Origin of the sequence: Armatimonas sp. (assembly GCF_043760365.1) — a bacterium.
Taxonomy (GTDB): Bacteria; Armatimonadota; Armatimonadia; order Armatimonadales; family Armatimonadaceae; genus Armatimonas.
In genome coordinates this window covers 1-7,572 of sequence record NZ_JAYUPA010001001.1, presented here as the reverse complement: position 1 = coordinate 7,572, position 7,572 = coordinate 1, and the positions used below count along the sequence as shown (strand labels likewise).

Annotated in this window: 9 protein-coding genes and 1 pseudogene; 4 read left to right on the top strand and 6 right to left on the bottom strand. The window is 58.4% G+C overall.

Annotated elements, in window-relative coordinates; genetic code table 11:
• Window positions 1–60: 60 nt before the first annotated feature.
• The 4 genes from ACH2EH_RS25340 to ACH2EH_RS25325 all read left to right on the top strand — a co-directional run bounded on the left by ACH2EH_RS25340 (window position 61) and on the right by ACH2EH_RS25325 (window position 3,701).
• Window positions 61–2,205 carry a c-type cytochrome gene (locus ACH2EH_RS25340; protein WP_395146209.1) on the top strand — a complete coding sequence of 715 codons (2,145 nt, stop codon included), beginning with the start codon at window positions 61–63 and terminating at the stop codon, window positions 2,203–2,205.
• A 5-nt stretch (window positions 2,206–2,210) separates the two neighbouring features.
• The gene (locus tag ACH2EH_RS25335) at window positions 2,211–2,942 is read left to right on the top strand and encodes a VIT1/CCC1 transporter family protein (protein ID WP_395146208.1); all 732 of its coding nucleotides are present in this window, start codon (window positions 2,211–2,213) and stop codon (window positions 2,940–2,942) included.
• 117 nt (window positions 2,943–3,059) lie between these two features.
• On the top strand, window positions 3,060–3,254 hold the full coding sequence (locus ACH2EH_RS25330) for a hypothetical protein (protein WP_395146207.1): 195 nt from the start codon (window positions 3,060–3,062) through the stop codon (window positions 3,252–3,254).
• Between the two features lie 225 nt (window positions 3,255–3,479).
• On the top strand, window positions 3,480–3,701 hold the full coding sequence (locus ACH2EH_RS25325) for a hypothetical protein (protein ID WP_309693163.1): 222 nt from the start codon (window positions 3,480–3,482) through the stop codon (window positions 3,699–3,701).
• A gap of 63 nt (window positions 3,702–3,764) precedes the next feature.
• On the opposite strand, the gene ACH2EH_RS25320 is transcribed toward ACH2EH_RS25325, so the two are convergent.
• The 6 genes and pseudogenes from ACH2EH_RS25320 to ACH2EH_RS25295 all read right to left on the bottom strand — a co-directional run.
• Window positions 3,765–4,100: a hypothetical protein gene (locus ACH2EH_RS25320; RefSeq protein ID WP_395146206.1), complete on the bottom strand. Its 336-nt coding sequence runs from the start codon at window positions 4,098–4,100 to the stop codon at window positions 3,765–3,767.
• Between the two features lie 34 nt (window positions 4,101–4,134).
• Window positions 4,135–4,548 (bottom strand): VOC family protein, encoded by a 414-nt coding sequence (locus ACH2EH_RS25315; RefSeq protein ID WP_395146205.1) that lies wholly within the window; start codon window positions 4,546–4,548, stop codon window positions 4,135–4,137.
• 10 nt (window positions 4,549–4,558) lie between these two features.
• Window positions 4,559–5,044, bottom strand: coding sequence for a hypothetical protein (locus tag ACH2EH_RS25310; RefSeq protein WP_395146204.1), 486 nt, complete (start codon window positions 5,042–5,044; stop codon window positions 4,559–4,561).
• Entirely contained in the window at window positions 5,041–5,805 is a 765-nt protein-coding gene (locus ACH2EH_RS25305; RefSeq protein WP_395146203.1) for a YgfZ/GcvT domain-containing protein, read from the bottom strand. Before ACH2EH_RS25305 ends, ACH2EH_RS25310 begins: the two co-directional genes overlap by 4 nt.
• The gene (locus ACH2EH_RS25300) at window positions 5,802–6,608 is read right to left on the bottom strand and encodes a C40 family peptidase (protein WP_395146201.1); all 807 of its coding nucleotides are present in this window, start codon (window positions 6,606–6,608) and stop codon (window positions 5,802–5,804) included. The genes ACH2EH_RS25305 and ACH2EH_RS25300 overlap by 4 nt, the downstream gene beginning before the upstream one ends.
• Window positions 6,609–6,617: 9 nt before the next feature.
• Window positions 6,618–7,572 (bottom strand): annotated as a pseudogene (locus ACH2EH_RS25295) (hypothetical protein); the annotation flags it as partial.

Genomic DNA, 7,572 nt, shown 5'->3' with positions numbered 1-7,572 from the left:
CCCAGTGAGGAACGAACGGCTAGGGGAAGAGGGGGTGCCCGAGGAACGAGGGTGGGGGAGATGGTACTTATTCTCTTTCTTATCACCAGTGCCGCGCTAGCCCAGAACCCGCGTATCGCTGCGCTCTACCCCGCTGGTGCGCAGGCGGGCAAGAGCATCGAGATCGCGATTCGTGGCGGTGGCCTGGCAGGAGCCAAGCGTGTAGTCGTCAATGGCGGGCCGGGTGTCAAGGCGGAGCTGAGTGCAGCAGGAGGCCCGGTAGACGACACGATTCGGCCCCTCTTCAACGCCAAGTGCGTTACCTGCCACGAGTCGCGCTCCCCGGACAACCGCACTCTGTCACCCGAGCAGTGGGCCGCCACCGCTGACCGAATGATCACGGCGCGTGGCGCGGATATCAAGAAAGAGGACCGGGATAAGATTGTTGGCTGGCTTCAGGCACGGGCGCGAGCAGGGCAGATCACGGCCAAGCTCAGTATCGCCGCCGATGCCCCTCCCGGTCTTCGTGAGGTACGCCTCGTCACTGAGCAGGGCATCTCATCCCCCTTTTCCTTTGAGGTTAGCAACCTGCCAGAGACACTAGCGCTCCCCAATACGAGCATCACACTCGCTCTCCCCGCTATCATCAACGGTGCGATTACCCTGTCAGGCCAACGGGATAAGTTTCTCTTTTCCGCCAAGAAAGGCGAGCCGCTCACGTTCAATCTGAAAGCCTATCGAATCAATGAGCAGTGCCCCATGTTCTTCAATCCGGTGCTCTATCTCTATGATAGCAAGGGAAAAGAGCTTGCCAAGAGCCTAGGGCGCATTGATATTGACCCTATTTTAGAGTGGATCTGCCCCAACGACGGGGAGTACACACTTCTGGTGCGTGACTTACTCTGGAAAGGCAACCCGGCCTCCATCTACCGTCTGGCAATAGGCAACTTGCCCGCCGACACCACTCTCTCCAACTTAGTGGCAAGACCTGGTGCCAGCTTTTCCGCCAACATGGGCAGCATGCCTATCGAGGCCTTGCTGGCGCGTGACGCGGCGGGGGTGACGATGCTTCACACGGCAATGGGGGACACTCCCGTGCTGGTGAGGGACCTGCCCGACGGTGGTGGCCCGGTGGAGACAATCGGCCTCGCCACTGCCGTGACACTACCTGCGATGTTCTCAGGAAAACTGACGGGTGCCAACCAGGTGGATCGTTTTAAAGTGCAGGCACTCAAACCCGGCATGGGCCTGGAGCTCTACACCAAGCGCCTGGGCTCGCAGCTCCGCCCGCGAGTGACCATCAGAGACGAAAAAGATGCCGTCGTCCAGACCCGGCTGATGGATGGCGACGAGGAGCTACGGATGCCCGCCTGTTTCCCAAAAGCGGGCGAGTACGTGGTAGAGATCACCGACTCGCTCTCGTCGGGAGGGGCCTACTGTTGGGAGACAATCGGAGCGGGAATCCCTGATTTCTCCCTCAGTGTAACACCCGATGGGGCCAACCTAGCCCCGGGAAGGCGTGCGGCGCTGCTCGTGCGTGTCACCCGCCGTGAGGCACTCCAAGAACCGATCAAGCTGACCATTAAGGGGCTTCCCCTGGGAATCAAAGCCGAAGCGGGAGTCATCCCGCCCGACGATGACAAAGCGCTTCTGCTCATCACAGTAGATGATAAAGCGGCTCTAGGGGGAGGGACAATCACCATAGAGGGAACGACAGAGCTGACGGATGACCAGGGTAATGTCCGTTTGCTTAGGCGCTTTGCCCAGCCCATTGAGCTCTACCGAACACAGAACAACAACCTTCGGCCCATTGAGCGCAGCGCCGCGTTTATCGGCGTGGCGAAAGAGGAGCCCCCCTTTGGGCTCTCTGTCCAGGGAATTGAGAGCCTGAACCTCGGCCCCGGTCAGACCGCGACCGTGACCGTGAAAGTCGTGCGCCCCACCAATGGCCGTAGCGATGTAGTAATATCCGCTCTGGGTCTTCCCCCAGGCATCACGATCAGCCAGGGGGCACTCTACATTCCCGGCAACAAAGACGAAGCAATCTTTACGCTACGCGGCTCCGAGGCCTCTCGCTACCTGAGCACACGCGATCCTAAACTGCCGCCGCTACGCTTCGTCTTCGTGGGCACCACCGGAGGCCGCAACGCCGATGCGCCCACAGATAGCACCGCGGCCATTATTGTCACTGCGCCTCGTGAGGGTGGCATTAAGATCGGAAGATAGCGCACTTGGATACCCATCTTCATCACGATCCTCCGCGCCATGACCCGCACGATCACCATCACGAAACACACTTTAAGTCCTCAGAGAGTGTACGGGATGTTGTCATCGGGATGGCGGATGGGCTGACGGTTCCCTTTGCGCTGGCAGCAGGCCTCTCCGGTGCAATTTTCGGCCCCAAAATAGTCGTCACGGCAGGCCTTGCGGAGATCGCGGCGGGCTCGATTGCAATGGGACTGGGCGGCTATCTGGCAGCTCGAAGCCAGGCGGAGCACTATATTAGCGAGAAAAAGCGCGAAGCCTGGGAAGTCATCCACAAGCCCGAGGCGGAGGCGGCGGAGATCCGGGAAGTCTTTGAGGGCTACGGCCTAACAGAAGCTGAGATTACCCCCATTATTGCCGCGCTGGAGCGCAACCCGGAAACCTACGTGCAGTTCATGATGCGCTTCGAGCTAGGCTTGGAGGAGCCCAACCCCAAGCGTGCCCTCCAGAGTGCAATCACGATCGGTATTTCCTATATCATTGGCGGCCTGATTCCTCTCGCTCCCTACATCTTTCTGACGCAACACGCTGCCGCCTTCCAGCTCTCTTGCATTGTGACCCTCCTCGCACTTTATGTTTTTGGCTTCGTCAAGGGCCGCTTCACCGGCAGCAATCCGTGGCGCAGTGCTTTTGAGACGGCAGGTATCGGGGGGATCGCTGCCACCGTGGCTTACACACTGGCAAAAGCATTTAGCTAAACCAGCAAAAAAATTGACTCAAAGCGCAACCGTAGCCTTAAACTTTGTTACAATACAACCAGAGGTGATTGTCTCATGGAAGAACAGTTTATTTGCCCTTTTCCCTGGAAGTGGTCTATGATTTATGAAAAGCTCCACCGGGAGTGGATAGAGCGTGCGGAGGATGAAGTGCCCGAGCCCCCTCATCTCTTGCCCGCCATGACAAATGATGCGCACCGGCAGGATCGCTGGCAGGAGACCGTGGACTGGGCGGAGCAGTACGGTTTTGAGATCCCCCCGATGAGTGAGGATGAGAAATACTATAAAATGTAGGTGTTAGCGCAGATGAAACCAGCCTTTTCACTGGCCCTTCTGGTGGGGTTGGTTTTATTTTTTATGGTTCCTTGATCGCATTCGACGAGTACCAAGTGCGCTTGGGCTCGTGTGGGATCAGCTGTCACGGGCCGTCGTATCACTGCGTTCACCACGGGCGGATTAGTGATCCTCTTTCTTTTGGGGTTGACAAAGCGCCGAAAAATCCGGTAAAGTCTGAGTGTAATGCTTGAGCTATTTTTCACAAAGTTTCCGTGGCAGCTTCGCGCCCTCTGTGCCTGGTTTGGTACCCTTGCGGGTATCCTGCTCCTGCTAGCCATCGGCAAACAAGACTTCGTCGCGGCTCATCCGGTAGAGCAGCAGTTTCTGACCTTTGCGGGCTGGGGAATGGCCTTCTGGGGGCCGATCATCCTGGTGACGATGGAAGGCATACGCGCCGACGACTAGCGCCGCTGCAGGACTACTTAGCGCCGCAGCAGGACTACTCCGCCTTCACTTCCAGCGCATGAGCTACCGCCGCCGCCTGCTCTCGCGCTGTACCTTCTCGTGGCGAAGCGCCTCAATCCGTAGCAGCGCCGCCTGCTCACGCTTGTCACGCTCTCGCCACCAGCGTTTCTCGGCCTCATCGCGCCGATCGGAGCGCCAGCGATGGACGCGGTACGCCACCGAAGGCTGGAGGTAGAGAACCAAGACAAAAGCAACCCCAATCAGAGGAAGCGACCACTTACCCCCTAGCTGGTAGCGTAACTGGGGTAGAAACAAGAGACAGAGGAACAAAACACTGACAAGCAATAGTATGAGAAACCAGCCAACCTCAATAGTATTAGATTTCTTTGTCTGTCTCATTTCGCCATTAAAATCCCTTAGTCGCTATTCTATCTTAAAGCTCGGCATTTTGGAAGAACTCCCAAGTCTCGCCCTCTGGCCCCAAAAAAAATCCCACTCGAATTGTCTTTCCATTAACTTCGACGCTTTTAGGCTCAATAGTAATAGGGCAACCCAGTAGACGAACTTTTTCAATGTCAGAGTCAACATCGAGGGAGCGAAGTGCCAGGTGAAAAAATTGGTTCCCTCCCACTATTTCCGTCGCCTCCGGACAGGCAAAAAGCTCAAGATAGTTACCGTCGCCTAAACCAAGAAGAGCGATTCGTTTATCACCATCGCCCCAGGAGTGCGCCACAGGAAAGCCCATTCCTTCGGTGTAAAAGACCAGCGAGGCATCAAAATCTCGTGCACGGAGGGCAATGTGATGAAAGCCCGATTGACTAAAATGAGTGTTTGTCGAAGTGCGCATGCAAATATTCCTATTCTATGGGTTCCAGGTGCACCAGAGTCGTCTGGTTGCGAATGGGTTTAAAGAGATCGGTGGGCAGGACAAAGGAAATTTTGGCTCCCCCCTGCCAGGCGAGAGTCTGACGGATACCACGATCTCGAATACGCTTGCCGTTCCCCGTCTCCGTAATTTCGATAACGAAGGCAAGGCGTCCTTCCAGAGGTTTTCCTGGGGTCGTGGTGGCGGTGGCGCAGAGAAGGCCCGCATCCCCCCAGCGAATATCGCTGATGGTGATGCGCTTCAGGTCATCGCGCGTGAGAAGTGGGGCGCGGGGATCAACAATAAACGGTGCTTTCCAGTGGTTGTCGCGCTTGATCTCTACCACGCCGCGCACCAGGTGCCGCCGGACTTGACTCTCCCCGATCTGCTGGTACTCCCAGGCATTGACCGCCCAGAATATCCCTCCGACAACGGTCACAAAAGCGGCGATGCTTCCCACAAGATATCTATGCTTCACGTAACCACCCCATTGCCAAACGCCCCAACAGTGACTTGTGCGCCCGGCGCGGCGTGCTCATTTCGCAGATAGCCCAGCGCTACCGGGATACCCTGCATTGGCCCAAGCGCCGCCGATGTAATCCAGCCGACATCCTTGCCGTCCACCGTCAGCCGCGTCCCAGGCTCAGCCACTTGCTCCGTGGTCAGCTTCACCAGGCTCCGGTTGGTATGGCCACGCGCATCAATGCGTGCCACGATCTCCTGCCCGATATAGCAGCCTTTCTTATAGTGAATCGCCCGCCCCGCCTGCCCCGTCTCCGGCGCGAGTGTCTTCTCATCAAAGTCAACACGCCCGCGTGGAATGCCCGCCTCGATCCGAAGCGCCTCGTAGAGTGCTTCGTCGCACACGGGCAGCTCTGGCGGAGAAGCAGCATCGTAGAGCGCGCGCCACTTGCCTCCGTCGTAAATAAAGTAAACAATCTCCGTGGTGAGGCGGATCTTGACCCGTTCCATGACTAAGTGGTGCTCCAGCGAGGCGGCCAGCGGCTCGCCCCAGCCAGGCTCAGTGTCTAAAAGAAGGCTGTCTTCTAAACAGGCGATGCGGCAGTCGGCGAGAATCTGGCCTTTGCTGGTGAGGTGAAACGCGTAACAGCCCTGGCCGGGCGTGAGCGACGCGACATCGTTGGTGACCATGCCCTGCAAAAAACTCTGACGATCACGGCCCGTCAGGCGCAGGAGATCGCGCTCCAGGGATACATAGAAACTTTCGGGGAGGGTCATCGGTCTTCGGCCTCGTGGCGCTGCACGGGCACGCTCGTTTTCCGTGGATCAAGCCGCCGGGCATCCACATAGCTTGGGGAGTAGCGTGTGTCGCCCCACTCGGTAAGAATCGTCCCCGCTCCGCCTGCGGCATGAATAAACAGATTCTCTTTGTAGTGCAGCCCGACATGCGTGATCTTGTCGGGCTTGCCAAAGAACACCAGATCGCCCGGCGCAAGCGCCTCTTTTTCGACTGAAACAAAGCGCGGATCGGAGCGCTGAATATCGGCATCGCGGCGCAGGAGCACTCCCGTCAGCCGGTAGCAGAGCTGCGCGAGCCCGGAGCAGTCCAAGCCAAACGCCGACGATCCCCCCCAGAGATACGGTGTGCCAAGAAACTCCGTCGCCCATACTTCCGGTTTTTTTTGGGGAAGGGGTGCTAGCGCAGCAACCGGCAGCCAGCCGCGTGTGCCGCCCGGCAGTGTCACGGGGCACCAGTCGCCCACGGGTGGCTGCGCCGCGAGCTTACTCAAGATCGAGAGCCGCGCCACCAGTGGCGCATCGGAGCGCGCCTCGGCACGGACATCGGCAAACGGCACGGAGACAGTTGCCTCGGGCACCCTTTCAGAAGCGAGAAACCGTGTCTCCACCCAGCCACGGTAGGTATCGTCGGCCTGGACACGCACCCAGTCCCCGTCCTCAGAGGAGCTAAGGACGCCCACCTGGTTTCCCAAAAGCACCTGGGAAACCCGGTCATTCTCCCGCCGCCGTGTCTCCTGCCAAAGATGGCAAACCGGCTGCATCACGATCCGTTGTTGCTGCACGAGGCTATTCTACCGCTTCCAGCTCTCATCAAAGAAGCCGACCTCGGTCACAGTGCCATCAGCGATGCGCACCGTGGCCCAGTCCGGGAGCTTAGGGGTGTGGTGCGCGTTGGAGCCAGACATATAATCATGCCAGGTAAACCCGGAGTTCACGACCACGTACTTGCTCTCGTTCAGCGGGTTCGGGTAGATAAACACCGGCGCAGTCTCACTTGTCCAGCCCAGGGGCAGCTTGCTTGCCATATTGCCCAGAACACGATTAGATGCCGGGTCGCCCCAGAGAATCAGGTTGGCATTGCGCAGCTGCTCCCCGGTGAGCTTGTCGTCGTCCACCACAATCACCTCGCCCCGGAAGAAGGTCTTCCAGTCACTCAGCGCCTGCTCCATGGCTCTCTTGGCCCAGGCTCCGTGCTCAGAGGACTTGGCGATCCCCGTAGGCTGGACGAAGACAAAGCGCTCCATAAACGCGTCATCAATCGGCCCCTGCAAGCCGGGCTTCTTGCGCAGCGTCTTGCCACGCGGCTCGCCGGATTTCCAGCTCTTGCCGTCTTTATAGAACTTCGCCCCAGAGAGCGTCTGCCCATCCAGGTTGACCGTGCGAAAACTAGAGTCCAGCGCCAGCGCACTCACGCCGCTTGTCTTAATCGTCACGCTCTTACCGTCGGCGCTGCGCTCGGCTTCGGCGCGGGCACGCTCCCAGTGTTTTTCCAGTCCGGTGATGTGCAGCCAGTTGGACTTTGCATAGCGCAGTGTCCAAGTCGTCAGACGAATCTTACTTGGGCTTTTCTCCCGCCCACGTACCACGAATTTATCCAGCTCGGCATTGATAATCGGCTTGCTGTCTTTATGATACGAGTGCCCCGTATTCGGCCCAATGATATGGGTCATGGGCAAGCCCTCGGCCTGGAGCGCCGCCGCCATGTCGTCGGCGGCGAGCTTCTGGCCATCAATCTCGCCCGAGTAG

Bases quoted from the DNA above. Each gene is read 5' to 3' on its own strand.
- ACH2EH_RS25325 (WP_309693163.1), top strand. From the start codon at position 3,480: ATGCTTGAGCTATTTTTCACAAAGTTTCCGTGGCAGCTTCGCGCCCTC.
- ACH2EH_RS25305 (WP_395146203.1), bottom strand. From the start codon at position 5,805: ATGACCCTCCCCGAAAGTTTCTATGTATCCCTGGAGCGCGATCTCCTG.
- ACH2EH_RS25340 (WP_395146209.1), top strand. From the start codon at position 61: ATGGTACTTATTCTCTTTCTTATCACCAGTGCCGCGCTAGCCCAGAAC.
- ACH2EH_RS25330 (WP_395146207.1), top strand. From the start codon at position 3,060: ATGATTTATGAAAAGCTCCACCGGGAGTGGATAGAGCGTGCGGAGGAT.
- ACH2EH_RS25315 (WP_395146205.1), bottom strand. From the start codon at position 4,548: ATGCGCACTTCGACAAACACTCATTTTAGTCAATCGGGCTTTCATCAC.
- ACH2EH_RS25320 (WP_395146206.1), bottom strand. From the start codon at position 4,100: ATGAGACAGACAAAGAAATCTAATACTATTGAGGTTGGCTGGTTTCTC.